A 23,993-nucleotide genomic window follows, 5' to 3' on the forward strand; every position below is an offset into this window, starting at 1 on the left:
CCGCGCCGTGCCGCCGCGTGGTCCGCCCGAGAGCCCGCGCCGGGCGTAGTCTCCGACGGTTCACGCCGCTCCCATGGCCGACGAGTCCGACTTCTTCGCTCGCGTATACGACGTCGTCGCCCGGATCCCGCCGGGCCGCGTCACGACCTACGGGGTCATCGCGCGTGCGCTGGATGCGCCTCGAGCGTCGCGCGGGGTGGGCTGGGCGCTCCGGGCCGTCGCGGCCACCGAGGCGAGCCCGCTCGCGGTCCCGTGCCACCGCGTCGTGAACCGGGAGGGCCGGCTCACGGGCCGCCGCCACTTCGCGACGCCGACGGCGATGGAGGAGCGGCTCCGGGCCGAGGGGGTCGCGTTCGTCGCGCCGGACCGCGTGGACCTCGCGGCCCACCTCTGGGATCCCGGGCGGCCCCGCGATGAGGCTCCGCAGCGGAGATAGCCGTTCGACCAAGGAAATGCCCATTCAGCGGGCGATTGTGACCGTCCGGGCGGCTGAGGCGGGCTTCTGCGCAGAATTGGGCCCATGCCGCCGTGACATCACGGTATCATCATGGTCCAATCGCTCCCCACCACACCGCTCGGTCGAGGACTGGACCTCCGGGCGGGGCGTCGTTCGCGAATATGCCGCGACGGGGCACACATCTCAGATCCATGTGGGTGGACCGGGAGCACGATCGACACACACCCCCCATCTCCCATGAGCTTCCTTACAGCTAGCGCCCGTCGGGGCGCGTGGAGCGGCGCCCTCGCGCTTCTCCTGGCCCTGTTCGGCGCGGCCCCCGTGGCCGCCCAGACGGGCACGATCGCTGGCCAAGTCATCGACGCCGCGACCGGCGACCCGCTCCCGACCGCGGCCGTGACCGTCGTCGACCAGGCCGGCGTCGGCGCCGCGACCGACATCAGCGGCAACTTCGAGTTCGCCATCGCCCCCGGCACGTACTCCGTGCAGGCCGTGTTCACCGGCTACGAGCGGCAGACGAACGAAGTCACCGTGACCGCCGGTCAGCGCACGGTCGTCAACTTCGGCCTCGAGACCGACGTGACGGGCCTCGAAGAGGTCGTCGTGACGGGCGCGCTCTCGGAGCGGTCGCTCTCCCGCTCCGAGGTCGCCGTTTCCCGGATCAACGCGGCGGCCCTCACCGACGTCCAGCCGTACTCCGACGTCAACCAGCTCCTCAATGGGAAGGTGGCCGGTGTCTCCGTCCAGCCCTCGTCGGGCAACGTGGGCGGCGGCATCCGGTTCAACGTCCGCGGCGGCGGCGGCCTCAACGGCAACGGCCAGCCCCTGATCTACGTCGACGGCATCCGCGTCGACAACGACCAGATCGAGGGGTACGCGGTCGGTGGCCAGGGCATCGGGGCGCTCTCGAACCTCGCCCCCGACGACATCGCCTCGATCGACGTGCTCAAGGGGCCGGCCGCGGCCGCGCTCTACGGCACCGACGCCTCCAACGGCGTCGTCCTCATCACGACGAAGAAGGGCCAACTCGGGGGCGGCGTCAACGCCTCGGCCCCGTTCCAGGTGACCTACTCGGGCGTGACGGGCGTCAACACGCAGCAGTTCGAGTACGACCGGCTCACGGCCGGCGAGACCGCCGACGACGCCAACGCGGTGTTCCAGGACGGCGGCATCGAGCAGCACACGATCGGCGTGTCGGGCGGCTCCCAGACGGTCCGCTACTTCACGCAGTTCGACTACCGCGACGAGGACGGCATCGTGTTCGGCAACTTCCAGAACCGCCGGAACCTCCGGGCCAACTTCGAGGCGTTCCCGGCGCCGAACCTCCAGCTGTCGGTCAACTCGGCCTTCGCCTTCAACACGGTCGGCCAGCCGCAGAACGACAACAACATCTTCGGGTACCTCGGCAACACGCTGCTCTTCCCGTTCTCGTACGCCTTCACCGACTCGGCGGCCGTCCGCGCCGTCGACACCGGGTACAAGACGACGCAGTTCCTCGGCTCGTTCGAGGCCCGCTACACGCCGGTCCGCAACCTCTCGCTCCGTGCGCAGGTCGGGATCGACGCGGCCGACACGCGGCAGGACCAGACGTTCCCGGCCAACTTCTCCTACTCGGGGACGACGAACGGCGAGCGCGACGTCTACACGCGGGAGAACGACCAGATCACGTTCACGGTCGACGGGACGTATCGGTACCGCCCGATGACGGACCTCAACGCGACGACGTCGATTGGCGTCCAGGGCTTCGACCAGCGGCGCCGGACGTTCTTCTTCGGCATCCAGGACTTCGCGACCTCGCTGATCACCGACGCCGGCGCCGGCGCCGCGTACCAGTCGGCCGGGGAGTTCTTCAACAACCTCCGCCAGATCGGGCTCATCGCCAACCAGTCGTTCGACTACCAGGACACGTACTTCCTGTCCTTCGGCTTCCGAAACGACTACGCCTCGACGATCGGTGAGGAGTCCCCGAGCATCTTCTATCCGCAGGTCCGCGGCGCCGTCCGGCTCGACCGGTACGACGCGGTCCCGTCGCTCTTCTCGATCCTCAAGCTCCGCGCCGCTTACGGCGAGAGCGGCCAGCTGCCGGGCAACTTCGACGGCATCCCGGTCCTCTACTCGGCCGAGGTCGGCGGCGACGGCGCGGGCGCCACGCCGGCCCTCATCGGCAACGCGGCCATCCAGCCGGAGCGCGTGAGCGAGTTCGAGACGGGCATCGACCTCGAGCTGGCCGACCGCGTCGGCGTCGAGTTCACGTACTACAACCAGACGGCGACCGAGTCGATCTTCGAGCGTCAGCTGGCGCCCTCGACGGGCCTCGTGGCCTCGGGCGTCCCGTTCAACGTCGGCGAGATCGACCTCCAAGGCCTCGAGCTCGCGATCAACGCGACGCCGATCGCCACGCGGAATGTCACGCTCGACCTCGGCATCATCGCGGCCTACCAGACGAACGAAGTCGTCTCGGTCGGGACCGACGAGGCCGGCAACGAGCTCCCGGCGCTCTACGACGGGTTCGACCTCAACGTGATCAAGCCGGGGCTCCCGCGCGCCGCCTTCTACACGCGGCCCGTCAACGGGGCCACGTTCGACGCGGACGGCGTCTACACCGGCGTCGACGCCGGCGTCACCGAGGAGCTCTACGCCGACGAGATCGCCGCCGGCGAGTGCTCCGTCGAGGACAACCGGTGCCTCTTCGGCACGCCGTACCCCGAGTACAACGGGTCGTTCACGGCCAGCCTCCGGCTGTTCCGGGACTTCACGTTCTACGCCCTCGCTGACTGGGCCACGGGGCTCTCGGTGTTCAACAACACCGACCTCTTCCGGTCCGACTTCGGCAACTACGCCCAGCGGAACGACCTCGCCGACCAGCTCGGCCTGACGACCGAGTTCGACGACGACGGCAACGTCGTCGACGCGGGCGACCTCCCGGACCTCACGCCGGGCACGGAGGAGTACATCGACGCGGCGAACGCCTACGCCCGCACGAGCGGGACGTACGACGCCAACTTCATCCGCGAGGCCGACTACCTCAAGCTCCGCGAGCTCACGGTCCGCTACGACCTCGGCCGGTTCATCGCGCAGACGAACGCGCCGGTTCTCGGCAGCGTCCGGACGGCGTCGGTCGCCTTCTCGGCCCGCAACCTCTTCCAGACGTCGCTCTACGACGGCCTGGACCCGGAGGTCAACTTCGACGGGTCGCGCAGCCTCTCGCGCGGTCAGGACTTCCTGACGCTCCAGAACCCGCGCCAGTACTACCTCACCCTCACGCTCGGCATCTAGCGGATGGCCCCCGGGCGCCGGGCTCGGCTCGGCGCCCGCCCCTCCGGTCCATCTGACTTGACAACCCCTCTCATGCGAAACTCCATTTTCACCGGGCTCGTCGCCCTCGCGGCGGTCGGGGGCCTCTCGGCCTGCGACTCCTTCGTCGAGGACACCGACCCGCCCATCGACCGAGTCGTGAGCGACTCGCTCGACACGGTCTCCCAGGTCCCGTTCCTCATCACGGGCGTGGAAGAAGGCTTCAACGACGCCTACGACGCGACCGCCGTCGTCGCCGACCTCCTCTCGGACGCGGCGATCTTCGACACCGACGTCAGGAACGCCACGTTCCCGACGTTCGACGACATCGATGACGGCGAGATCGAGAACGACAACAACTCGATCGACGGTCCCTACAACGCCGTCAACGAGTACCGCTTCCTCGCCGACGACCTCCTCCGGCGCACGAACGAAACCATCGACTTCGGGGACGACGAGGAAGGGCAGCGGCTCCGCGATCAGGCCCTCTACGCGGCCAACTTCCACGGCGGCATCGCCCGGTACTTCCTCGGGACGTACTTCGGCACGGGCCCGACCACGGGCGGTGCCCCGATCTCGGATGACCCCGACAACCCGTCTCCGGCCTCCTCGACCGCCGAGCTCTACGCCGCGGCCGACGCGAAGCTGGCGGCCGCCCTCGCCGTCGCCCCGGATGACTACGAGCGGCGCGTGATCAACACGCTGCGGGCCCGGATCGCCCTGTTCAGCGGCGACCGCTCTGCCGCCGCCTCGTTCGCGGCCAACGGCCTCACGGACGGGGACGAGCCCTACACCGGCGACTACGCGTCCACCTCGGCGAACGACTGGTGGGCCTCGGGTGGCCGGGGCCGCACGCAGGTCGCCGTCGCCCCCCGGTTCGCCGCCTACGACGAGGTCGATGACCGCACGCTCGTGGAGCCGGCCCCGAAGGTCGACAATCCGGAATCGAGCGACCCGTTCTACCGTCAGGCGCTCTACCTGACCGACAGCGCGTCGATCCCCTTCGTGTCGTGGCAGGAGAACGCGCTGATCCTCGCGGAGGCCGCCCTCAACGGGGCCGGCGGGGGCGACGCGACGGCCCTCATCAACGCCGTCCGCGCCTCGCGCGGGATCGACGCCCTCGACGGGAGCGCCGACCAGGACGACCTCCTCGAGGCCCGCGACCGCGAGCTGTTCACGCAGGGCCAGCGCCTCGTGGACCAGCGCCGGTTCAACCTCCCGTTCACGAACCTCGACGGGGCGCTGCCCGGCCCGTGGCGGTTCTTCCCGATCACGCAGACGGAGGTGAACGCGAACCCGAACCTCTAGCGTCACCCTCCCTGTGAGATCCGCCCTCTCGTGAGGGCCACGGGGCGGCCCGGCGTCTGACGTCGGGCCGCCTTGTCGTTTCTTGTCTGTCGGACCCGCCTCTGCTGCCATGCTCCGCCGCTTCCTCGTCGTCGCCTGCGCCGTGCTCGGGGCGACCTCCGTTGCCCAAGAGGCCGACCTCGCGCTCGTCATCCGCGCCCACGACACGGGCTCCCCGCTGGCCGGCGCCGAGGTCGACATCCTGGGCGTCCAGGGCGCCGTCGATGCGTTTGGGCAGGCGCAGCTGAGCGGCGTGCCCGTGGGCGACGTCCCGATCTCGGTGACGTACCCCGGCTACGTCCGGCTCGACACGACGGTGGTGGTTCAGGAGGGCGACGCGAACCTGACGGTCCTCTCGCTCCGCTCGGCGCTCGGCGACGCCCGCGACCTCGGCGACGTCGTCGTCGAGGCGGAGACGGTCAACGACGCGGTCCTCCGGCGCCGCGGCTTCTTCGACCGGCGCGACCGGCTGACCGGCGTGTTCTACACGCGGGAGGAGCTCGACGACCGAGGCGTACGCCAGGTGTCCGACATCTTCGGGAGCACGCCGGGCGTGCGGATCCAGCGGTCCGGCGTCCAAGAGCGGCTCGTGTCGGACCGTCGCGGCGGCTGCCCGATGACGGTCTACGTCGACGGGACGGAGATGGCGTTCATCGCCTACAACATCGACGCGCTCCCGTTCGACGACATCGCGGCCGTCGAGGTCTACCGGGGGCCGTCGGAGCTGCCCATCGAGTACGCCAGCACCAAGTTCAACGATACGTGCGGCGCCGTGCTGGTGTGGACGCGGATCGTCGCGAGCAACGACTGACGCTAGGCCGGCTCCTCGACGGAGCCAGCGGCGACGCTCCCCAGCGCGTCCCAGAAGGCGGGGAACGAAATGGCGGCGGCCTCGGCGCCGTGGATCGTCGTCGGCCCGTCGGCGACGAGGGCGGCGACGGCGGCGGCCATGGCGATCCGGTGGTCGTGCCGAGCGTCGACCTCGGCGCCCTTCAGCGGGCGCCCCCCCTCGATGACGAGGCCGTCCGGGCGCTCCTCGACGTCGGCGCCCATGGCGCGGAGGACGTCGGCCGTGGCCTCGATCCGGTCGGTCTCTTTCACCCGGAGCTCCTCGGCGTCGCGGATGACGGTCCGCCCCTCGGCGCACGCCGCGGCGACGGCCAGGACCGGGATCTCGTCGATGAGGTTCGGGACGATGGCCCCGCCGATCTCGACGCCGACGAGGCCGCCGGGCGCCTCGACGCGGAGGTCGCCGAGCGGCTCGCCACCGCGGTCGCGCTCGTTCGAGATCCGGATGTCGGCGCCCATCGCGCGGAGCACGTCGAGCACGCCCGAGCGCGTCGGGTTGAGGCCGACGCCGTTGAGCTGGATCGTCGCCATCTCGGCGATGCTGCCGGCCACGAGGAAGAACGCCGCGGCGGACACGTCGCGCGGCACGACCCATTGGCGGGCGCGGACGGCATGCCCGCCGGGCACCGACACGTGCCGCTCGCCGCCGACCTCCATCACGTCGAGCTCGAGCATGCGCTCGGTGTGGTCGCGCGTGGCGACGGGCTCGACGACGGTCGTCGTGCCGCTGGCGGAGAGCCCCGCCAGGAGGACGGCGCTCTTGACCTGGGCGGAGGCGACCGGGAGCCGGTACGTGATCCCCGACAGCGAGCCGCCGCGGACGACGAGCGGGGCGTGCCCGTCGGTCATGTCGATCCGTGCGCCCATCTGGCCGAGCGGACGTGCGATCCGGCCCATCGGGCGCGGCGTCAGTGACGCGTCACCGACGAGCGTCGACTCGAACGGCCGGCCGGCGAGCAGCCCCGCGAGCAGGCGCATGGTCGTGCCCGAGTTGCCGCAGTCGAGCGCCGAGGCGGGCGCCCGGAGCCCGTCGAGACCGCGGCCCTGAACGAACAGGCTCGGCACGCCGTCCGGGCCGAGGACGTCCTCGCGCTCCTCGATCTCGACGCCGAGGCCGCGGAGGCACGCCAGCGTCGAGTGCGGGTCGGCCGCGTCGGAGAACCCGACGATCTCGCTCTCGCCGTCGGCGAGGGCGGCGAAGAGGGCGGCCCGGTGGGAGACCGACTTGTCGGCCGGGAGCGCGGGCGTGCCGGCGAGCGCGGCGGCGGGGTGGACGGTGACGGTCATTCGAGCGGGTAGGACATGGGCCAGTCCTCAGGCGGGACCGGGTCGTCGCAGTCGAGGTGGGCGCGGACCTCGACGATGGAGGCGCCGCCGTCGGGGCGGAGGCGGTAGTCGGCCTCGGTGCCGCAGCCGCCGTGGCCGGCGCTCTTGGTCAGGATCGAGAACCGGTCGGGGTCGGCGTCCGGGTCGTGGGTGAGGAGGCCGAAGAAGCTCGCCGTCGTGTCGGCCGTGACCGTCCCGCGCTCGGTGACGCCGAGCGCGCGGACGAGCCGGGGCGGCTTGCCGGCCTCGGCGTCGACCAGGGCGAACGTGCTCTGGTAGGCGAACCGCTGGCACGTGATCTCGGCGAGCGACTCGTTCGCGCTCAGCCCCACGAGGCGGACCACCCCGCGGCCCTCGGCCGTCGGGTCGTCCTCCCCGCACGCGACGCGCCAGTCGACGGCGTCGAGGAGCTGGGCGGACAGGGCCACGAGTTGGGCATCGGTCTCGGCGTCACGCACGGCGGCGACCCACGCGACCGAGTTGAACCCCGGCTCCCGGATCGTCTCCGCGCCGGGCGAAGCCGTCGTGTCTGGAGCGGCCTCGGCGAGCGTGTCGGCCGGGACGGCGGGCCCGTTGGGGCCGGGGTCGGGCGCGGTGCAGGCGGCCAGGAGTAGGAGGGCGGGGAGCAAGATCCTCATGACGCGGCGGGGAGGGCGACGAGCGGCTCGACCTCGTCGAGGAGGGCCTGCTTCTCGCGGTGCGGCAGGAACGCATGGCGGAACCCGTTCAGCACGACCTCGCGGAGGTTCTCGGCCGAGACCCCACAGCGCGTGTGCGCCAGCCACAGCTCGTCGGTCGTCGTCGTGTGGCTGAAGAGGGTGTTGTCGGTGTTGATGGTCACCGGCACTCCGGCCCGGACGTACTCCGCGACCGGGTGGGCCTCGTAGCTCGCCACGACGTGCGTCTGGACGTTCGACGTGGGGCAGACCTCGAGCGGGATCTGGCGGTCGACGACGTAGCGGAGCAGCTCGGGGTCCTGGCCGAGCGTGACGCCGTGGCCGATCCGGTGGGCGCCGCACTTGAAGAGGGCCTGGCGGATCGAGGCCGGGCCGAAGCTCTCGCCGGCGTGGACCGTGATGTTGAGGAGTTCCTTGCGTGCGAGGTAGAACGCCGCCCCGTGCATCTCGGCCGGGTTGCCGCGCTCGCCGCCCGCGAGGTCGAACCCGATCACGCCACGCCCGCGGTAGCTCGCCGCCAGCTCGGCCTGCGCCAGCGACGCGCTCTCGAACCGGTCGCGGAGGCCGCACACGATCACGCCGGAGCGGATGCCGTGGTCGCGTTGCGCATCGGCGAGTCCGGCCAGGACGGCGTCGTTGACCTGCCACATCGTGAGGCCCTCCTCGGTGTGGAGGATCGGCCCGTATCGCACCTCGAGGTAGCGGACGTTGTCGCGCGCCATGTCCTCGGCCAACTCGTAGGCGATCCGGTGGAGCGCCTCCCGCGTCTGCATCAGCGGGATCGAGTACCCGAACCACTTGAGGTACTCCTCGAGCGTGGGGGACCCGTCGATCTTTCGGAGCTCCTCGGCCAGGCCCGCCTCGTCGTCGGCGGGGAGGAGGTCGGTCTTGCCCTGGGCCTCGGCGAGCTCGAGCATGGTCCCGAGGCGGAGGGACCCGTCGAGGTGGCAGTGGAGCTCGGCCTTGGGCCAGGCGTGGACAGTGGCGCGGTCGAGGGCGGACATCGGGGGGCGGTGGCGTCCGACAAGCTACGGGCGGGAGGGCCGGCCGGCGGCTGTCGAGGGGGGCGCCTGCTCTGCGGTCTCGGCGAAGACCGCGGCGCCCGGGCACCCATGTCGGGCGGGCACGTACCTTGGATTCCTCCCCCACACCACCCCCATGGGCAGCCTCGGACCGTTCGAGATCCTCGCGATCCTCCTCGTCGTGCTCCTCCTGTTTGGGGCCAAGCGCATCCCCGAGATCGCGCGCGGCCTCGGCAAGGGCATCCGCGAGTTCAAGGACGCCACCAACGACATCAAGCAGGAGCTGAACGTGGACCCGCCGCGTCAGCAGCCGCCGCGGCAGATCCACCAGTCGCCGCAGACGTCCGCCCCGGTGCAGGCGCAGCCGTCGCAGCCCGTCGCTTCGGAGGCGGCCGCGCCGCCGCAGCCCGCCCCGGAGTCGCCGGCCGACCCCCAGTCGCAGGCGTAGCCCGCACCCGCTCGGCCTCGGCGCGCAGGGACGCCGAGGCCGGCCCACCGGCCCTGCCGGTCCCCTCTCGCTCACCGTCCCTGCAGCCAGACCCCCGCACCTCTTCGAATGAGCATCCTCATCGACAAAGACACCCGCCTCGTCGTCCAGGGCATCACCGGCAAGGAGGGCTCCTTCCACGCCGAGCAGATGATCGAGTACGGCACGACCCTCGTCGCGGGCGTGACGCCCGGCAAGGGCGGCCAGACGCACCTGGACCGGCCCGTCTACAACACGGTCTCGGAGGCCGTCGAGAAGGAGGGGGCCAACGTGTCTGTCATCTTCGTCCCACCGCCGTTCGCCGCCGACGCGATCCTCGAGGCGGCCGACGCCGGCGTCGACACCGTCATCTGCATCACGGAGGGCATCCCGGTGCAGGACATGATCCCGGTCAAGCCCTACGTCGACAAGAAGGGCGTGACACTCGTCGGCCCGAACTGCCCCGGCCTCCTGACGCCGGGCGACTCGGTCAAGGTCGGCATCATGCCGACGATGATCTTCTCGCCGGGCGCCGTCGGCGTCGTGTCCCGCTCGGGGACGCTCACGTACGAGGCCGTCGACCAGCTCACGCGCGCCGGCCTCGGCCAGTCGACGGCCATCGGCATCGGCGGCGACCCGATCATCGGGACGACGCACCTCGACGCGATCCGGATGTTCAACGAGGACCCGGAGACGGAGGCGATCGTGATGATCGGCGAGATCGGCGGGTCCGCCGAGGAGGAGGCCGCGGCCTACGTCAAGGCGAACGTCAAGAAGCCGGTCTTCGGCTTCATCGCGGGCCGCACGGCGCCTCCGGGCCGCCGGATGGGCCACGCCGGCGCCATCGTCTCGGGCGGGAAGGGCACGGCCGAGGCCAAGCTCGAGGCCATGCGCGAGGCCGGCATCACGACGGTCGAGAGCCCGGCCGCCATCGGCGAGACGGTCAAGGACCACTTCGCGGCCGTCGCGTAACGAGGTCGGAGTTCAGAGTTCGGAGTTCAGTCTCGAACCCTGGACTCCGACCCCTGAACTCCGACCTCATGAAAGTCAAAGACGCCCGGTTCGTGCTGTCGGCGCCCTCGTGGAAGGCGCTGCCGCCGCCGGGCGCGCCCGAGGTGGCGTTCGCCGGGCGCTCGAACGTCGGGAAGAGCTCGCTCCTCAATGCCCTCCTCGGGAGGAAGCAACTCGCCAAGACGAGCGGGACGCCGGGCAAGACGCAGGCGCTCAACTACTACGCCGTCAACCCCAACCCGCAGGGCCACCCGGACGTGTTCCTCGTGGACCTCCCGGGCTACGGGTATGCCAAGGTCTCGCAGAAGCAGCGGGCGGCGTGGCAGCGGCTCATGGGGCGCTACGTGATCGAACGGGCGGAGGAGGGCACGCTCAAAGCGGTCGTCCAGCTCATCGACGCGCGGCACCCGCCGACGAAGATGGACCTCGAGCTGCTGGCGATCATGCTGGAGAGCCCGGCCCCGCACCTCATCGCGCTGACGAAGGCCGACAAGCTGTCGGCCAACGACAAGCAGAAGGCGGTGGCGGCGCTCAACCGGGAGCTCGCGCCCTACGGCCTCGTCCTCCCGACGGTCCTCACCTCGGCCGAGAAGAAGCGGGGCCTCGGCGAGCTCTGGGGCTGGATCGACACGGTGCTGTAAGTCTGTCCGGCTCGGCGCCGAGGCGGGGCGGGTGGCTAGAGCCGGACCCAGGCGTTCGTCTGCCCGCTCGCCGGGTTCTCGAGGCGGAGCGTGTCGCCGTCGAGGCGGATCCGGAAGCGGCCGTCGTCCGTCGCCCCGTCGATCCACTGGAGTGTGAGGACCGAGTCCCCGATGATGGCGTAGCGGGCCTCGTAGACCTGCGGCTCGTCGCGGGCGCGCTCGACGATCCGCGCCGTGCCATCGGCGAAGAACTGGTACCGCATGTCGAGCGTGTCGGCCCCGGCTGCGCGCCACGTGCCGACGTACGGGCCGCGGCCGTCGCCCCGGCACGCGCCTGCGGCGAGCGCGAAGATGGCGAGGAGCAGGAGGCGGCGGGGCACGGGGCGGAGCACGGCGGGGCGACGCGGGTAAGGTAGCCGCCCACACGCCACCCCCCGATGCTTCAAGAGCTCCTCGCGCTGCCGCCCGTCACCCAGTTCTTCCTCACGCTGAACGTCGTGATCGGGGCATACACGCTGCTCGCCAACCCCGCGCTCATCGACCGGTGGGCGTTCAAGCCGTACCGGGTGGTCCGGGAGAAGGAGTGGAGCCGGTGGCTGACGGCCGGGTTCGTGCACGTCGGGTTCATGCACCTCCTGTTCAACATGATCACGCTGTTCTACTTCGGCCCGCCGATCGAGCGGACGGTCGGGACGTGGCGGTTCCTCGTGATCTACATCGGCTCGGAGCTCCTGGCCAACGCCCTTACGTACTGGAAGTACAAGGACCGGCCGGAGTACTCGGCCGTGGGGGCCTCGGGCGCGATCTCAGGCGTGCTGTTCTCGTTCTGCCTGTTCGAGCCGTTCGCGATGCTGTACATCTTCTTCGCCATCCCGATGCCGGCCATCGTGTTCGCTGTGCTCTACGTCGCCCTGTCGATCTACGCGTCGAAGCGGGAGGTCGGCCGCGTGGCCCACGAAGCCCACCTCGGCGGCGCCCTCGGCGGCCTCGTCCTGACGATCCTGCTCTATCCGTCCGCCGTCACGACGTTCCTCGCGAAGATCGGGCTGGGCTGAGCGTCAGAGGCCGAGCCGGTCGAGGAGCGTCTGCCAGTTGTCGAAGGCGAAGGCGCCGTCGGGCGCGCGGTCGGCGTCGCCCTTGTACCACGCGACGCGCCAGCCGGCGCCGGTCCCACCGCGGACGTCTGAGAAATACGAGTCGCCGACGTAGAGCACGTCGGCCGGCTCCAGCGGCTGCCCGAGGCGGGCGGAGGCGTGCGCGCGGACGTGCTCGAACAGGGCGCGGGCGGGCTTCATCACGCCGACCTCCTCGGAGATGACGACGAACGCCGCGCGCTCGGCGATCTCCGGCAGTTTCTCCAGCTTCCCCCGCTGCTGGGCCGAGAACCCGTTCGTGAGGACGCCGACGGGAAAGGCGTCGGCGACGGCGTGGTAGGCCTCGCGGGCGCCGGCGGCCCAGCGCCAGTGGGCGGCGTAGCGGTCGAGGTAGTCGCGGCTGAACGTCTCGGGCTCCAGCGTGTCGCAGCCCAGCGCCTCGAGGAGCCGCTCCGACCGGAGCCGCTTGAGGTCGGCCGACGTGATCGTCCCCGCGCCGAAGTCGCGCCAGAGCGGGACGTTGCAGTCGTGGTACGTCGCCTGGACGTGCGCGAGCTCGTGGTGCCCGAGGTGCGCGTGGTGCTGGCGGTGCACGTCGGCGAGGGCCGCGCGCTCGGCGGCCTTGTGGTCGAGGAGCGTGTCGTCGAGGTCGAACACGACGACGGCGGGGCGGGGGGCGTCGAGGGGCATGTGGAGAGGCTAGGGGAGGGGGGCGCCCGCGGTGCGTCACCCCCGGAACGGACGACGCCCCCGCGGCCGGAGCAGCGGGGGCGTCGCGGGTCCGTCGGCCAGAGGCCGCGGCGGGGGAGGCTAAGCCTCGACCTCGTCGATGTGGACGTACTTCCGGCCGCCGGTCGAGACCGCGAACCGGACGCGGCCGGTCGCCGTCGCGAAGAGCGTGTCGTCACCGCCACGGCCGACGTTGATGCCGGGGTGGAACTTGGTGCCGCGCTGGCGGACGATGATCGTGCCGGCGTTGATGACGGCCCCACCAGGGGCCTTCACGCCGAGCATCTTCGGATTCGAGTCGCGACCGTTCTTGGACGAGCCGACGCCTTTTTTGTGTGCCATCTCGGTGGGGGGCTGTGCTTGCGGAGGGAGGGCTGCGGGCCGGCCTTAGTTGACCGAGAGGCCGCCGATCTTGATGTGCGTGAACGGCTGCCGGTGCCCGTTCTTGACGCGGTAGCCCTTGCGGCGCTTCTTCTTGAAGACGATGACCTTGTCGCCCTTGACGTGGTCGAGGACCTCGGCCGTGACCGAGGCGCCGCCGACCGTCGGGGCGCCGACCGTCACGCCGGAGTCGCCGGAGACGAGGAGGACGCGGTCGAACGTGACGTTCTCGCCGACGTCGTCCTGGAGGCGGGGGACGTAGAGGCGGTCGCCCTCGGCGACCTTGAACTGCTTGCCGCCGATCTCGACGATTGCGTACATGGGAGTGCGGGCTTGGTGATCCCCCCGCCTGGCGGTCCCGGCGGCGCCGGGCAGGCCCGCGGAGGGGCGCGGGACAGAGCCTGCAAAAGTAGGGATCGAGCGCCCCGATGATCGGGTGATTTGGCGAAGATTGGCCGTTTCGCCGGGCTTTCGCGGTCCGCGGCACGCGTCCGCCTCGTTCGCGTACCCCGACGCCCCGTCTGACCTCCCCCGATCACCCGATGCCAACTGGCCTCTTCGGCGGCTCCTTCAACCCCCCGCACGTCGGGCACCTCGCCGTCGCCGAGGCGTGCGCCGAGGCGGCCGGCCTCGACCGCGTCCTGTGGATGCCCGCCGCGACGCCGCCCCACAAACAGGGCGACCCGGCGCTCGCGCCGGCCGAGGCCCGCCTCCGCATGGTCGAGGCCGCCATCGCCGGCAACGATCGGTTCGTGGTCTCCGACCTGGAGATCGCCCGCGGCGACGTCAGCTACACCGTCGACACCCTCCGCCGACTCCACGACGACGGTCTGGGAGGACTGGCGCTGATCCTCGGGGGCGACAGCCTCGCGGGCTTCCCGGGCTGGCGGGAGCCCGAGGCCATCGTCGGCCTCGCTCGCCTCGTGGTGTACCGGCGGCCGGGCGACCGGGTCGACCTCGGCGCGCTTCCGGAGTGGATCGGGGGCCGCTGCACCGTGGTCGACGGGCCGGCGCTCGACGTCTCCAGCACCGAGCTCCGCGGGCGGATCGCGGCGGGGCGGACCGTGCGCTACCTCGTGCCGGACGAGGTCCGCGGCGTCATCGAGGCCGAGGGGTGGTACCGGCCCGGTGGAGGATCGGCGGGGATCGGCGGGGCGGGGTGACCGTAGGAGCGGGCCCACCTCTCCCGTCTCCCGTGCCCCTCTCCCTCGAAGACAAGGCCGCCGGCCTCCTCATCGTCCGTCTCGGCAACAACCTCCCGCCAGCGGTCACCGCCAGCGAACAGGAGGCCGAGGTCGCCGCGCTCCTCGACCGGCTCCCCATCGGCGGGCTCATCTTGTTCAACGGCCGCTGGCCTGACACGCGCGACACGCTCGCACGCCTCCAGGCGAAGTCCGAGCGCGGGCTGATCGTCACGACCGACATGGAGCGGGGGTTCGGGCAGCAGGTCATCGGTGGGACGGTCTATCCGCACGCGGAGGCGTTCGGCGAGGTCGGCGACGCCGCGACGGTCCGGCAGTTCGCCGAGCAGGCGAGTCGCGAGGCCCTGGCGTGCGGCGTCCACGTGACGTACTCGCCGGTGGCCGACGTCGATCGGAACCCGGACAACCCGATCATCGGCGCTCGGGCGTTCTCGTCCGACCCGCAGCGCGCGGCCGAGTTGACAGCGGCGTTCGTGGAGGGCGTCCACGCGGCGGGCCAGTTCGCGACGGCCAAGCACTTCCCCGGCCACGGCGGCACGACCGGCGACTCGCACGACGGCCTCCCGACCCTCGACGACGACCGCGAAACGCTCGAGGCGACGGACTTCGTCCCGTTCCGCGCGGCCATCGAGGCGGGCGTGGACGCCGTCATGACGGCCCACATCGTCTACCCGGCCCTCGACCCCGAGAACCCGGCCACCCGCTCGAAGGCGATCCTCCGCGGCCTGCTGCGGGACGAGATGGGCTTCGAGGGCGTCGTCGTGACCGACAGCCTCCAGATGGCCGGGGCGAAGGTCGACGGCACGACCGAGGGCGAGTTGGCCGCGGACCTCCTGGAAGCCGGCGTCGACCTGTTCGTGGACGCCGTCGACCCGGAGGCCCTCGTGAAAGGGCTGGCCGAGGCTGTCCGCGCCGGACGGGTCTCGGAGGCCCGCCTCGACGAGTCGCTCGCCCGGGTCGAGGCGCTCCGCCAGCGGCTCCGCGACCGGTTCGGGCCGGACGTGTTCGCGACGCCGCCGTACCCGGCCGAGACCGTCGCGGCGCCGGCGCACCGAGACCTGGCCGACCGCGTGGCCCGCGACGCCGTCGAGGTCGCCCGCGGCCCGCTCCCCGACCTGGGCGACGGGACGGGGACGCTCGTCGTGCTCGTCAAGCCGGCGCCGCGCCCCAACGAGCCCGAGACGATGCCGATGGGGGAGGCCGTCGCTGAGCACCTGCCCGGCGCCGTCTACCGCGAGCTCGAGCCGACGCACGAGGACCAGGACGAGCCGTTCGACGAGATCCGCCTGCTGGCCAACGACGCCGAGCGGCTCGTGATCGCGACCGTCGCCCGGCCGGCGGCCTGGAGCACGTTCGGGCTCGAAGCCCGCGAGCGCCGGTTCGCCCAGCGGATGATGGAGAAGCACCCGACCACGCTCGTCGTCCTCGGCGACGCCCGCGGCCTCCGCGGCTACGACGGCTGCGACTCCGCCCTCGTCGTCTACTCCGACGTCGCCGCCTCGCAAGTCGCCGCGGTCGAGCGGCTGGCGGGGAAGGGGGCGGCGTCTGCGTGAGCCCCCGGCTTCGGCACCGAGGCGGGCAGAGTGGGGGGACGCTCTGGGCCGCACGTCGCCCGACCCCGCCCTCTTTGCCTCACGCCTCGGCCCGCACGCCTCCCCGATGAACCTTCCCACCGAGCGGCTCGTTCTGGCCTTCGGGTGTGGGATCGCGGCCGTGGCCTACCTCTACTGGACCCTCGAGGCGATCGACCTCGGCCTCGGGTGGACGTCCATCGCGTCGGCCCGGGCGGCGGTGGTCCTCGCCGGAACCCTCCTCCTCGCCCTCGTCCTCCGGGCTGCGGCCCGCGCCAACCCACCTCCAGACCCATGACCTCCGGAACCAACTACCGCTGGGTGACCGCCCTCATCGCGGCCCTCGTCGTCGGCCTCGTGGCCGCCATCGTCACACCGCGCTTCGGCGACTCCGACGGGGTCGACTGGCTGGTCACGATCGCGCTGGCCGTCCTGGCCGGCGCGCTCGTCGCGCTCGCCACCCGTGAGAAGACCGACGACGGCGCGCACATCAAGGACGACGTGCTCCCCTAGCGGAGCCCCTACGCCCGGCGCGCGTAGCTTCTGGAAGCCCTTCCGATTCTCCCCCCGTTCCCCATGACCGACCCGACCGACGCCCCCGTTTCCGCCTACGAGAAGCCGCCCGCCGACGGCAAGGAGGTCGACCCCCGCTGCGTCCCCCAGAACCTCGACGGCCCGCCCCCGATCGGCGACGAGATCGAGCCGCCGGACTACGACGAGGAGAGCCAGGAGAACTGGCGGTTCCTCTTCGAGCGCCAGATGTCGCTCTTGCCCGGCCGCGCCGGCGAGGCGTACATGGAGGGCGTCGAGACGCTCGGCATGACGAACCGTGAGATCCCGCACCTCCGCGACCTCTCGCGGCGGATGGAGGAGGCCGCCGGCTGGCGGATCGCCCGGATCCCGGGCCTGCTCCACGAGCGCGACTTCTTCGGCCTGCTCTCGGACCGCGTCTTCCCCTCGACCGACTACATCCGTCGGAAGGACGAACTCGACTACACGCCGGCGCCGGACTGCTTCCACGATATGTTCGGCCACATGCCGATGCTCTGCGAGCCGGCCTTCGCCGACTTCTACCACCTGTTCGGGCAGAGCGCGCTCCACGCCGAGGGCGTCGACCGCCAGTCGCTGGAGCGACTCCACTGGTTCACCGTCGAGTTCGGGCTGATCAAGCAGGAGGTGGGCGAGCGGATCTTCGGCGCCGGCATCCTCTCGTCGAAGGACGAGGTCCAGCACGCCCTCAGCGACGCCGTCGAAAAGGTCCCGTTCTCGGTCGACGCCGTCATCGACCAGGACTACGACGTGTGGCACCTCCAGCCGAAGCTGTTCGTGCTCGACTCGTTCGAGCAGCTCGAGACCGACTTCCGCGCCTGGGCCGACTCGCGCGGCCTGCTCCCGGCCGACGCCTGAGCCCGTCGCTCGAGCCCACTCCGCCCGCCTCGGGGACGCCGCCGAGGCGGGCGGCCTGCTCATGGACCGACTAGAGGCCACCGTTTCGGGACGCGTCCAGGGCGTCGGGTTCCGGCGCTACGTCCAGCGGTGGGCGCGGAAGCTGGACCTCGCGGGCTGGGTGCGGAACGAGCCCGACGGGACCGTCCGCCTCGTGGCCGAGGGCGACGCCGAGGCGCTCGACCGCCTCACGCGTCTCCTCTGGGGCGGGCCGCCGCCAGCCGACGTGGCGTCGGTCGACGCGGAGAGGGGGAAGGCGACAGGATCGTTCGACGGGTTCGACGTCCGGTACGAGCGGTAGGCCCGCGGGCGTATCCTCCGTGCGAGCCCCCTGTCCGAATGACCCGCCGCGCTCTGCTCGACGACGCTGTTGACCGGCTGGCCGCGGCCGGCATCGAGGACGCCCGCCGCAACGCCGAGTGGATCGTGGAGGAGGCCACCGGGGCCGACCGCGCCGCGCTCTACGCCCGGCCCGACGTGGTGGTCGAGCCCGTCGAAGTGGCGCTCGTGGCGCGCTACGTCGCCCGCCGCGCCTCTGGCGAGCCCGTCCAGTACGTCCTGGGCCACACCGACTTCTACGGGCTCCGGGTGGCCGTCACGCCCGACGTGCTGATCCCGCGGCCCGAGACGGAGGAGGTCGTCGAGGAGGCGCTCCGCCGGATCCGGGACGCCGAAGCCCCGTGGGTCCTCGATGTGGGAACGGGCAGCGGCGCGATCGCCCTGGCCGTCAAGCACGAACGGCCCGACGCCGAGGTTTTCGCCGTCGACGTGTCGGCTGGCACCCTCGCCGTGGCCGCCTCGAACGCCGACCGCCTCGGCCTCGACGTCACCTTCGTCGAGTCCGACGCGCTGCGGCCCCAGTTCGCCGCCGACGTTCCGCCGACGTTCGACCTCATCATCTCGAACCCGCCCTACGTGCCCGAGGCGGAGCGGCCCGGGCTCCAGGTCGAGGTCCGCGACCATGAGCCTGCGTCCGCGCTGTTCGTCCCGGACGCCGACCCGCTCGTGTTCTACCGCGCCCTCGCCGGCCACGCCGACGCGCTCCTCCGCCCCGGCGGCTGGCTCGTCGCCGAGACGCACGCCGACCTCGGCGGCGCCGTCGGCCAGCTCTGGACCGAGGCGGGCCTGGTCAAGGTGGAGGTCCTGCCCGACCTCGCCGGCCGCGACCGGATCGCCGTCGGCCGTCAGGCCGCCCCGACGAACACGCGAGCGACACGGGGCGTCGCGTAGAGCGTGTGGCCGAGGACGAGCGGGAGCGTGCCGGCCCGCTCCCGCGTGACCGAGGCCTCCAGACGCTCGCCCGTGTCGTGCCGCTCGAGCTCGACCCGCACGAGCGGCCCGACCGCGCTCACGCCGCGGAGGATCACCGCGAGCGACGGCTGGGCCGGCGCCTCGGCGCTGAGGTCGAGGTCGTGAGGGCGGACGAACGCGACGGCCGCCGCCGTCTCCGTCTCGGCGTGGTCGGGGAGGGCGAACCGGACGCCCGCGACGTCGGCCTGCCCGTGGTGGACGACGCTCCGCATCGGGTTGACCTCGCCGAGGAAGTGGACCACGAACGGGCTCGCCGGCCGGTCGTAGACCTCCGTCGGCGCGCCGACCTGCTCGACGCGGCCGGCGTTCATGACGGCCACGCGGTCGGCCACCTCGAGCGCCTCCTCCTGGTCGTGCGTCACGAACACGCTCGTCACGTGGAGCTCGTCGTGGAGGCGGCGGAGCCAGCGGCGGAGGTCGCGGCGGACCTGCGCGTCGAGCGCACCGAACGGCTCGTCCAGGAGGAGCACCTCGGGCTCGACGGCGAGGGCGCGGGCGAGGGCCACGCGCTGGCGCTGCCCGCCGGAGAGCTGGCTCGGGTACCGGTCGGCCGTCCAGTCGAGCTGGACGAGCCCCAGCAGGTTCATCACGCGCTCGCGGATCTCTCGCTTCGGAGGCCGTGTCCGGCGCGGGCGCACCGTCAGCCCGAACGCCACGTTCTCGGCGACCGTCATGTGCCGGAACAGGGCGTAGTGCTGGAACACGAACCCGACGCGGCGCTCGCGGACCGGCCGCCGCGTGGCGTCGGCGCCGTCGAACCGGAGGGACCCGGCGTCGGCGGCCTCCAGCCCCGCGATGATGCGGAGGAGCGTGGTCTTGCCGCACCCGCTCGGGCCGAGGAGGGCGACGAGTTCGCCCGACGGGACCGTCAGGCTCACGTCGTCGAGGGCGGTGAAGGCGCCGAAGCGCTTGCTGACGTGGTCGATCTGGATGCTCATGCGGGGGCCTCGGTGGTGGCGAGCAGGGGGCGCTCGGGGGGAAGGAGGACGGTGCGCCGGGCGGCCTTCCGCTCCACGACTTCCTTGGCGACGAGTGTCGCGAGGGCGAGGAGCGTGAGGAGCGACGCGACGGCGAAGGCGGCGGAGAACTGGTACTCGTTGTAGAGCACCTCGACGTGGAGCGGGAGCGTGTTGGTCTTCCCCCGAATGTGGCCGGAGACGACCGACACGGCGCCGAATTCCCCCATCGCGCGGGCGTTGCACAGGATCACCCCGTAGAGCAGGCCCCACTTCACGTTGGGCAGCGTGACCTTGAGGAACGTCTGCCACGGCCGCGCACCAAGCACGATCGCGGCCTCCTCCTCCTCCGTCCCCTGCTCCTGCATCAGCGGGATGAGCTCGCGCGCGACGAAGGGGAACGTGACGAACACGGTCGCCAGGACGATGCCGGGCGCGGCGAAGACGATCTGGAGCCCGTGCGCGACGAGCCACGGACCGAACAAGCCGTGTGCCCCGAACACGAGCACGAACATCAGCCCCGAGACGACAGGCGAGATCGTGAACGGGAGGTCGATGAGCGTGATCAACAGGCCCTTGCCTCGGAACTCGAACTTTGCGACGGCCCACGCCGCGGCCAGTCCGAACACGGGGTTCAGCACCACCGACGCGCCGGCCGCCATCAGCGTGAGGCGCACGGCCGACCGCGCCACCGGCTCGGTGACGGCGGCGGCGTACGTGCCGAGGCCGCTCGCGAGCGCCTGGACGAAGACGACGGCGAGCGGGAGCCCGAGGAAGAGGAGGAGGAACCCGAGCGCCGTTCCGAGGAGGACACGCCGGACCCAGGGTGGCTCCGTCGTCGCGGTCTCGATCGGGGCCGCCGCGGAGTAGAGGGGGATCGTGAGGTGCACGGCTAGACGTGGCGGCGCTGGGTCCAGCGCTGGAGGAGGTTGATAGCGAGGAGGAGCGCGAACGAGATCACGAGCATGAGCGCGGCCACCGCCGTCGCGCCGGCCACGTCGAATTGCTCCAGCCGCGTCATGATGAGGAGCGGGAGGATCTCGGTCTTGAAGGGGAGGTTGCCCGAGATGAAGACGACCGACCCGTACTCGCCGAGCGCACGCGCGAAGGCGAGTGTGAACCCGGTCAGGAGCGCCGGCGCGAGCGTGGGGAGGATCACACGCCGGACCGTCTGCGCCCGCGTCGCCCCGAGGCTCGACGCCGCCTCCTCGAGGTCCGTCTCGAGGTCCGCGAGGACGGGCTGCACCGTCCGTACGACGAACGGGAGTCCGATGAAGGTGAGGGCGATCACGATCCCGAGCGGCGTGAACACGGCCTGGATGCCGAGCGGCTCCAGGGCCTGCCCCACCCAGCCCGTCGGCGCGAGCACCGTCGTCAGGGCGATGCCCGCGACGGCGGTCGGGAGCGCGAACGGGAGGTCCACGAGGGCGTCGACGACGCGGCGGCCCGGGAACGTGTAGCGGACGAGGACCCAGGCGACGAGGAGCCCGAACCCGGCGTTGAGCGTGGCGGCCACGAACGCGGCGCTGAACGACAGCCGGAGCGCGGCGAGGATCCGGGCGTCCGTCACGAGGGCGGCCCACTCGGCGAGGCTCAGCGCCGAGGCCTTCAGCGCGAGCGCCGTGAGGGGCAGGGCGAGGAGGAGGCCGAGGTAGAACACCGTGAACCCGAGCGTGAGCCCGAAGCCGGGCAGGACCGTCGCGCGGCGGGCCGAGAGCGTCGCCATCGCTAGGCCCCGGGCCGGTAGATCCGGTCGAACACGCCGCCGTCGGCGAAGTGCGTCTCCTGGGCGCTCGACCAGCCGCCGAGCACGTCGTCGACGGTGACGAGGTCGATGTCCGGGAAGCGCTCGAGGTCGGTGGGCGAGGCGTGCTGCGGGTCAGCGGGGCGGTAGTAGTGCCTGGCCGCGAGGCGCTGGCCGATGGGGCTGTAGAGGAACCGGAGGTAGGCCTCGGCCACGGCGCGCGTCCCGTGCGCGTCCACGTTCCGATCGACGAGCGCGACGGGCGGCTCGGCCCGGATGCTCAGGCTCGGCACCACGATGTCGACCGCGTCCGGCCCCAGCTCCTCGACGGCCAGGAACGCCTCGTTCTCCCACGTCAGCAGCACGTCGCCGAGGCCGCGCTGCACGAACGTGTTCGTCGCCCCCCGGGCCCCGGAGTCGAGGACGGGGACATTCTGGAACAGCCGCGTCACGAAGGCCTCGGCCGTCGCATCCGTGCCGCCGGGCTGGCGGAGCGCGTAGGCCCAGGCCGCGAGGTAGTTCCAGCGCGCGCCGCCGCTCGTCTTCGGGTTTGGCGTGATGACCTCAACGTCGTCGCGCACGAGGTCGTCCCAGTCCTCGATCCCCTCGGGGTTCCCCTTGCGGACGAGGAAGACGATGGCGGACGTGTACGGCGCGCTGTTGTGGGGCAGCCGGGTCTGCCAGCCCTCCGAGATCAGACCGGCCGTCCGCATCTGGTCGATGTCGTAGGCCAGGGCGAGCGAGACGACGTCGGCCCCGAGCCCGTCGAGCACCGCGCGGGCCTGGCTGCCCGAGCCGCCGTGCGACTGCTGGACGGTCACGTCCTGGCCCGTCGAGTCTTTCCAGTGCTGGGCGAAGGCCGTGTTGAACTCGTCGTAGAGCTCGCGCGTGGGGTCGTAGGAGACGTTGAGGAGTTCGACCGAGGCGAGGGCGTCCGCCTCGGGCGGCGTCTGGGAGTTCCCGTCGGCGCAGCCGGCGAGGAGGCCGAGCGCGAGGCCGGCGAGGAGGGTGATGGGGAAGCGAGGCATGGGAAAAGGGCTAAAAGGCGATCTGGAAGCGGGTTAGGATGAGGTTCTCCGAGGGCAGGGCCGCGGCGGCGCCCGCGGCGTCGGGGAGGGCGAACGTGGTCCGCTCGTAGTTGGCCATGGCGCGGACGTTCGCCGTCGGGTACCAGCTGAGCCCGACGGCCCAGGCCTGCGTGCGCCGGGCGTTCGCGGTGGGGCTGGCGAACAGGGGGAAGGCGTCGTCGTCGTAGCGGAGCTCGCCGTAGCGCGCGCTCACCTCGACCGCGCCGAAGCCGCCGGAGCCGTCGAGCGGGTGGGCGGGCCGGAGGCGCCCGTACGTCGCGCGCTCCCCGGTGAGGACGTAGCCGCCGACGACCTGCCAGGCCATCGCCGTGAGGTCGGCCGACGCCGCGCCGAGGCGGACCGCCTGCGTCGACACGACGACCTCGGCGACGAGGGAGGCGGGGCCGCTGTAGAGGTAGCCCTGCGGCGAGTACCGGACGCGCGCGCCGTCGGCGACGACGGTCGTCGAGTCGGCCGTGCCCGTCCGGAGCCGGTCGACCATCCGCCCGCCCACGCTCCGGTACGACGCGACGGCCGGCGCCGCCAGCGAGCCGGACTCCTCGCCCCACGTCGCCGCCAGCCCGAGGCCGAGCCCGCGGAGCACGCCGCCCCCGCTGAGGAACGGCTGCGCGAACAGCCGCGCGGCGACGTCCTTCCCGTCGGTCGCGTCGCCGTCGGCGTTCTGCCCGTCGAGCGCCCCGTCGAACGCGCCGAGCTCGTAGCTCAGCCGCCCGCCCGCCACGCGCCCGTGGACCATCACCCCGACGTCGCGGCGCGGCACGAGGGCGGAGGGGAGCCCGAGCTCGACGAGGTGGAGGTCGGCCGGCGACCGGAGCCACTCCAGGCCGAGCGGCACCTTGAACTTGCCCGCCTGCACGGCGAGGGCCGGGGTGAACCGGGCGTCGAGGTAGGCGTCCTGGATCTCGACCCGGCCCTGCCCGAAGTTGGGCATCAGCTTGAAGTCGTAGCGGCCGCCGAGCGTGCCCTGGAGGTTGACGCGGGCGCGGCGGAGGTAGAGCTGGTCGACGCCCAACTCCTCGGCGTCCCCCGCGAAGAAGCGCCCGTCGGTCTGGGCGTCGCCGCGGATGCGGAGGGTGAAGGATTCGTCGGGGCTCTGGATCTGGAAGCCGTCCTCGTCGGCGGAGATCACGACCGGGGCCGCCGCGGGGGCCTCCGCCACAGGCGTCGCTGCGGCGGGCGGGCGAGCCGCCTCGGGCGCGGGCCCCGACGGGGCGGACTGTGCGAACGCGGCGGGGGCGAGGAAGGCGAGGAGGAGGAGGAGGGGGCGGGACACGGGGGGAGGCACAGGGATGCCTCCGAGCCGGCACGGTGTGTGCCAGAGTCCTGCGCGGGCACGAATTCGCTCTCTCGGGCTCTGCAAGCAGCGTTCCCGAGGACGAAC

Annotated in this window: 27 protein-coding genes; 15 read left to right on the plus strand and 12 right to left on the minus strand. The window is 72.1% G+C overall.

Annotated features, from left to right (window positions below):
• Positions 1-73: 73 nt before the first annotated feature.
• The 4 genes from BSZ37_RS11320 (at position 74) to BSZ37_RS11335 (ending at position 5,909) form a co-directional block, all read left to right on the plus strand.
• Complete coding sequence (locus BSZ37_RS11320) at positions 74-436, plus strand: MGMT family protein (RefSeq protein ID WP_095510655.1); 363 nt, start codon at positions 74-76, stop codon at positions 434-436.
• A gap of 258 nt (positions 437-694) precedes the next feature.
• The gene (locus BSZ37_RS11325; protein WP_179299587.1) at positions 695-3,733 is read left to right on the plus strand and encodes a TonB-dependent receptor plug domain-containing protein; all 3,039 of its coding nucleotides are present in this window, start codon (positions 695-697) and stop codon (positions 3,731-3,733) included.
• A 72-nt stretch (positions 3,734-3,805) separates the two neighbouring features.
• Positions 3,806-5,059 carry a RagB/SusD family nutrient uptake outer membrane protein gene (locus tag BSZ37_RS11330; RefSeq protein ID WP_095510657.1) on the plus strand — a complete coding sequence of 418 codons (1,254 nt, stop codon included), beginning with the start codon at positions 3,806-3,808 and terminating at the stop codon, positions 5,057-5,059.
• 109 nt (positions 5,060-5,168) lie between these two features.
• Positions 5,169-5,909 (plus strand): TonB-dependent receptor plug domain-containing protein, encoded by a 741-nt coding sequence (locus BSZ37_RS11335; protein WP_095510658.1) that lies wholly within the window; start codon positions 5,169-5,171, stop codon positions 5,907-5,909.
• A 2-nt stretch (positions 5,910-5,911) separates the two neighbouring features.
• Here BSZ37_RS11335 and aroA read toward each other — a convergent pair whose 3' ends face one another.
• Genes aroA through add form a run of 3 tightly spaced genes read right to left on the minus strand, consistent with a single transcriptional unit; the run spans position 5,912 to position 8,954 of the window.
• The gene (aroA, locus tag BSZ37_RS11340) at positions 5,912-7,234 is read right to left on the minus strand and encodes a 3-phosphoshikimate 1-carboxyvinyltransferase (protein ID WP_095510659.1); all 1,323 of its coding nucleotides are present in this window, start codon (positions 7,232-7,234) and stop codon (positions 5,912-5,914) included.
• Positions 7,231-7,911 (minus strand): hypothetical protein, encoded by a 681-nt coding sequence (locus BSZ37_RS11345; RefSeq protein ID WP_095510660.1) that lies wholly within the window; start codon positions 7,909-7,911, stop codon positions 7,231-7,233. The genes aroA and BSZ37_RS11345 overlap by 4 nt, the downstream gene beginning before the upstream one ends.
• Positions 7,908-8,954, minus strand: a complete 1,047-nt coding sequence (gene add, locus BSZ37_RS11350; RefSeq protein WP_095510661.1) for an adenosine deaminase — start codon at positions 8,952-8,954, stop codon at positions 7,908-7,910. The genes BSZ37_RS11345 and add overlap by 4 nt, the downstream gene beginning before the upstream one ends.
• Positions 8,955-9,108: 154 nt before the next feature.
• Between add and BSZ37_RS11355 the strand changes: the two genes are divergently transcribed.
• The 3 genes from BSZ37_RS11355 to yihA all read left to right on the plus strand — a co-directional run bounded on the left by BSZ37_RS11355 (position 9,109) and on the right by yihA (position 11,090).
• Positions 9,109-9,420: a Sec-independent protein translocase subunit TatA/TatB gene (locus tag BSZ37_RS11355; protein ID WP_095510662.1), complete on the plus strand. Its 312-nt coding sequence runs from the start codon at positions 9,109-9,111 to the stop codon at positions 9,418-9,420.
• Between the two features lie 108 nt (positions 9,421-9,528).
• Positions 9,529-10,410 carry a succinate--CoA ligase subunit alpha gene (sucD, locus tag BSZ37_RS11360; protein WP_095510663.1) on the plus strand — a complete coding sequence of 294 codons (882 nt, stop codon included), beginning with the start codon at positions 9,529-9,531 and terminating at the stop codon, positions 10,408-10,410.
• A gap of 68 nt (positions 10,411-10,478) precedes the next feature.
• On the plus strand, positions 10,479-11,090 hold the full coding sequence (yihA, locus tag BSZ37_RS11365) for a ribosome biogenesis GTP-binding protein YihA/YsxC (protein WP_095510664.1): 612 nt from the start codon (positions 10,479-10,481) through the stop codon (positions 11,088-11,090).
• 35 nt (positions 11,091-11,125) lie between these two features.
• Here yihA and BSZ37_RS11370 read toward each other — a convergent pair whose 3' ends face one another.
• Positions 11,126-11,470, minus strand: a complete 345-nt coding sequence (locus tag BSZ37_RS11370) for a hypothetical protein (RefSeq protein WP_143537636.1) — start codon at positions 11,468-11,470, stop codon at positions 11,126-11,128.
• A 57-nt stretch (positions 11,471-11,527) separates the two neighbouring features.
• On the opposite strand from BSZ37_RS11370, the gene BSZ37_RS11375 reads away from it, so the two are divergent.
• Complete coding sequence (locus BSZ37_RS11375; protein ID WP_095510666.1) at positions 11,528-12,145, plus strand: rhomboid family intramembrane serine protease; 618 nt, start codon at positions 11,528-11,530, stop codon at positions 12,143-12,145.
• 3 nt (positions 12,146-12,148) lie between these two features.
• Here the strand turns inward: BSZ37_RS11375 and BSZ37_RS11380 are convergent, their stop codons facing one another.
• The 3 genes from BSZ37_RS11380 to rplU all read right to left on the minus strand — a co-directional run bounded on the left by BSZ37_RS11380 (position 12,149) and on the right by rplU (position 13,615).
• Positions 12,149-12,874 (minus strand): HAD family hydrolase, encoded by a 726-nt coding sequence (locus tag BSZ37_RS11380; RefSeq protein WP_095510667.1) that lies wholly within the window; start codon positions 12,872-12,874, stop codon positions 12,149-12,151.
• A 120-nt stretch (positions 12,875-12,994) separates the two neighbouring features.
• Positions 12,995-13,255, minus strand: coding sequence for a 50S ribosomal protein L27 (rpmA, locus tag BSZ37_RS11385; protein WP_095510668.1), 261 nt, complete (start codon positions 13,253-13,255; stop codon positions 12,995-12,997).
• A 45-nt stretch (positions 13,256-13,300) separates the two neighbouring features.
• Entirely contained in the window at positions 13,301-13,615 is a 315-nt protein-coding gene (rplU, locus tag BSZ37_RS11390; protein ID WP_095510669.1) for a 50S ribosomal protein L21, read from the minus strand.
• 221 nt (positions 13,616-13,836) lie between these two features.
• On the opposite strand from rplU, the gene nadD reads away from it, so the two are divergent.
• From nadD to prmC, 7 genes are all read left to right on the plus strand, one after another.
• The gene (gene nadD, locus BSZ37_RS11395) at positions 13,837-14,457 is read left to right on the plus strand and encodes a nicotinate-nucleotide adenylyltransferase (protein ID WP_095510670.1); all 621 of its coding nucleotides are present in this window, start codon (positions 13,837-13,839) and stop codon (positions 14,455-14,457) included.
• 32 nt (positions 14,458-14,489) lie between these two features.
• The gene (locus tag BSZ37_RS11400; protein ID WP_179299588.1) at positions 14,490-16,049 is read left to right on the plus strand and encodes a glycoside hydrolase family 3 protein; all 1,560 of its coding nucleotides are present in this window, start codon (positions 14,490-14,492) and stop codon (positions 16,047-16,049) included.
• A gap of 106 nt (positions 16,050-16,155) precedes the next feature.
• Positions 16,156-16,365 (plus strand): hypothetical protein, encoded by a 210-nt coding sequence (locus tag BSZ37_RS11405; protein WP_095510672.1) that lies wholly within the window; start codon positions 16,156-16,158, stop codon positions 16,363-16,365.
• A complete protein-coding gene (locus tag BSZ37_RS11410; protein ID WP_095510673.1) occupies positions 16,362-16,580 on the plus strand; it encodes a hypothetical protein in 219 nt (72 codons plus the stop codon). The genes BSZ37_RS11405 and BSZ37_RS11410 overlap by 4 nt, the downstream gene beginning before the upstream one ends.
• 63 nt (positions 16,581-16,643) lie before the next feature.
• Positions 16,644-17,474: a phenylalanine 4-monooxygenase gene (locus BSZ37_RS11415; protein WP_095510674.1), complete on the plus strand. Its 831-nt coding sequence runs from the start codon at positions 16,644-16,646 to the stop codon at positions 17,472-17,474.
• A 61-nt stretch (positions 17,475-17,535) separates the two neighbouring features.
• Positions 17,536-17,814 carry an acylphosphatase gene (locus BSZ37_RS11420; protein ID WP_095510675.1) on the plus strand — a complete coding sequence of 93 codons (279 nt, stop codon included), beginning with the start codon at positions 17,536-17,538 and terminating at the stop codon, positions 17,812-17,814.
• Positions 17,815-17,852: 38 nt separating this feature from the next.
• Positions 17,853-18,743: a peptide chain release factor N(5)-glutamine methyltransferase gene (gene prmC, locus BSZ37_RS11425; protein ID WP_095510676.1), complete on the plus strand. Its 891-nt coding sequence runs from the start codon at positions 17,853-17,855 to the stop codon at positions 18,741-18,743.
• On the opposite strand, the gene BSZ37_RS11430 is transcribed toward prmC, so the two are convergent.
• Genes BSZ37_RS11430 through BSZ37_RS11450 form a run of 5 tightly spaced genes read right to left on the minus strand, consistent with a single transcriptional unit; the run spans position 18,698 to position 23,885 of the window.
• The gene (locus BSZ37_RS11430; protein WP_095510677.1) at positions 18,698-19,762 is read right to left on the minus strand and encodes a sulfate/molybdate ABC transporter ATP-binding protein; all 1,065 of its coding nucleotides are present in this window, start codon (positions 19,760-19,762) and stop codon (positions 18,698-18,700) included. The two genes, prmC and BSZ37_RS11430, sit on opposite strands and share 46 nt — an antisense overlap.
• Positions 19,759-20,670, minus strand: coding sequence for a sulfate ABC transporter permease subunit CysW (cysW, locus tag BSZ37_RS11435; RefSeq protein ID WP_218830478.1), 912 nt, complete (start codon positions 20,668-20,670; stop codon positions 19,759-19,761). The genes BSZ37_RS11430 and cysW overlap by 4 nt, the downstream gene beginning before the upstream one ends.
• A 2-nt stretch (positions 20,671-20,672) precedes the next feature.
• Positions 20,673-21,506 (minus strand): sulfate ABC transporter permease subunit CysT, encoded by an 834-nt coding sequence (gene cysT / locus BSZ37_RS11440; protein WP_095510678.1) that lies wholly within the window; start codon positions 21,504-21,506, stop codon positions 20,673-20,675.
• 2 nt (positions 21,507-21,508) lie between these two features.
• Positions 21,509-22,552, minus strand: coding sequence for a sulfate ABC transporter substrate-binding protein (locus BSZ37_RS11445; RefSeq protein WP_095510679.1), 1,044 nt, complete (start codon positions 22,550-22,552; stop codon positions 21,509-21,511).
• Positions 22,553-22,562: 10 nt separating this feature from the next.
• A complete protein-coding gene (locus BSZ37_RS11450) occupies positions 22,563-23,885 on the minus strand; it encodes an OprO/OprP family phosphate-selective porin (RefSeq protein WP_179299589.1) in 1,323 nt (440 codons plus the stop codon).
• Positions 23,886-23,993: the final 108 nt, after the last annotated feature.

It is taken from the genome of Rubrivirga marina, from assembly GCF_002283365.1.
Taxonomy (GTDB): domain Bacteria; phylum Bacteroidota; class Rhodothermia; order Rhodothermales; family Rubricoccaceae; genus Rubrivirga; species Rubrivirga marina.

Coding starts and splice junctions, on each gene's coding strand:
- BSZ37_RS11415 (WP_095510674.1), top strand. CDS start 16,644: ATGACCGACCCGACCGACGCCCCCGTTTCCGCCTACGAGAAGCCGCCC.
- BSZ37_RS11445 (WP_095510679.1), bottom strand. CDS start 22,552: ATGCCTCGCTTCCCCATCACCCTCCTCGCCGGCCTCGCGCTCGGCCTC.
- prmC (WP_095510676.1), top strand. CDS start 17,853: ATGACCCGCCGCGCTCTGCTCGACGACGCTGTTGACCGGCTGGCCGCG.
- sucD (WP_095510663.1), top strand. CDS start 9,529: ATGAGCATCCTCATCGACAAAGACACCCGCCTCGTCGTCCAGGGCATC.
- aroA (WP_095510659.1), bottom strand. CDS start 7,234: ATGACCGTCACCGTCCACCCCGCCGCCGCGCTCGCCGGCACGCCCGCG.
- BSZ37_RS11330 (WP_095510657.1), top strand. CDS start 3,806: ATGCGAAACTCCATTTTCACCGGGCTCGTCGCCCTCGCGGCGGTCGGG.
- BSZ37_RS11320 (WP_095510655.1), top strand. CDS start 74: ATGGCCGACGAGTCCGACTTCTTCGCTCGCGTATACGACGTCGTCGCC.
- add (WP_095510661.1), bottom strand. CDS start 8,954: ATGTCCGCCCTCGACCGCGCCACTGTCCACGCCTGGCCCAAGGCCGAG.
- BSZ37_RS11375 (WP_095510666.1), top strand. CDS start 11,528: ATGCTTCAAGAGCTCCTCGCGCTGCCGCCCGTCACCCAGTTCTTCCTC.
- rpmA (WP_095510668.1), bottom strand. CDS start 13,255: ATGGCACACAAAAAAGGCGTCGGCTCGTCCAAGAACGGTCGCGACTCG.
- BSZ37_RS11355 (WP_095510662.1), top strand. CDS start 9,109: ATGGGCAGCCTCGGACCGTTCGAGATCCTCGCGATCCTCCTCGTCGTG.
- BSZ37_RS11420 (WP_095510675.1), top strand. CDS start 17,536: ATGGACCGACTAGAGGCCACCGTTTCGGGACGCGTCCAGGGCGTCGGG.
- BSZ37_RS11380 (WP_095510667.1), bottom strand. CDS start 12,874: ATGCCCCTCGACGCCCCCCGCCCCGCCGTCGTCGTGTTCGACCTCGAC.
- BSZ37_RS11430 (WP_095510677.1), bottom strand. CDS start 19,762: ATGAGCATCCAGATCGACCACGTCAGCAAGCGCTTCGGCGCCTTCACC.
- BSZ37_RS11345 (WP_095510660.1), bottom strand. CDS start 7,911: ATGAGGATCTTGCTCCCCGCCCTCCTACTCCTGGCCGCCTGCACCGCG.
- cysT (WP_095510678.1), bottom strand. CDS start 21,506: ATGGCGACGCTCTCGGCCCGCCGCGCGACGGTCCTGCCCGGCTTCGGG.
- BSZ37_RS11405 (WP_095510672.1), top strand. CDS start 16,156: ATGAACCTTCCCACCGAGCGGCTCGTTCTGGCCTTCGGGTGTGGGATC.
- yihA (WP_095510664.1), top strand. CDS start 10,479: ATGAAAGTCAAAGACGCCCGGTTCGTGCTGTCGGCGCCCTCGTGGAAG.
- BSZ37_RS11410 (WP_095510673.1), top strand. CDS start 16,362: ATGACCTCCGGAACCAACTACCGCTGGGTGACCGCCCTCATCGCGGCC.
- nadD (WP_095510670.1), top strand. CDS start 13,837: ATGCCAACTGGCCTCTTCGGCGGCTCCTTCAACCCCCCGCACGTCGGG.
- rplU (WP_095510669.1), bottom strand. CDS start 13,615: ATGTACGCAATCGTCGAGATCGGCGGCAAGCAGTTCAAGGTCGCCGAG.
- BSZ37_RS11325 (WP_179299587.1), top strand. CDS start 695: ATGAGCTTCCTTACAGCTAGCGCCCGTCGGGGCGCGTGGAGCGGCGCC.
- BSZ37_RS11335 (WP_095510658.1), top strand. CDS start 5,169: ATGCTCCGCCGCTTCCTCGTCGTCGCCTGCGCCGTGCTCGGGGCGACC.